Raw genomic sequence first — 565 nt, forward strand, 5'->3', positions numbered from 1 at the left:
CATAAGGCGTGCCAAACAAACGCGCTTTTTCTATATCTCTCGAATACACAGCTTTAAGGCAAAACTGCTTGGTTTGGATTGCCGCTTCAACAAATTGTTGCGAAATCCAGTTAGTCCCGATAACAGCGAGTTTAAACATGTCACTTCCTTTATATTCGTTCTAAAAAGCCGTAATGAATTCGGCTTATCAGTGCGATTTAAGCAAGCTTTAGTTCATTAAACAACTCAAATAACTGGTTAGATTTATACGGCTTTGGCAAATACGCATCCATACCCGCAGCAAAACAATTGTGAATGTCCTCTTCCAACACACTCGCGGTCAAAGCAATGATGGTTGTTTTCTTGCAGCCCACTTTCTTTTCCCAACGGCGAATCTCTTTTGTCGCGGTTAGGCCGTCCATCACCGGCATCATACAATCCATCAAAATGGCGTCAAACTGCTCACCTTTGGTGATGGCATCCAGCGCTTCTTGCCCGTTACTCGTAATTAAGTAGTCGTACCCTGCTTTATCTAAGAAAAAGCTCGCGATTTTTTGGTTCATTAGATTGTCTTCAGCAAGCAGTA

The 565-nt window shown here is 42.5% G+C and carries 1 protein-coding gene and 1 pseudogene; both read right to left on the bottom strand.

All coding sequences use genetic code 11. The annotated features are described in order from the left end of the window. Positions 1-139, bottom strand: a pseudogene (locus R7Z50_RS29810) (gfo/Idh/MocA family oxidoreductase); the annotation flags it as partial. Positions 140-197: 58 nt separating this feature from the next. Further along, on the bottom strand, positions 198-565 hold a 368-nt coding region (locus R7Z50_RS29815), incomplete at its 5' end, for a response regulator (RefSeq protein ID WP_318150055.1).

The sequence above is a fragment of the Vibrio sp. 1249-1 genome (genome assembly GCF_033340495.1).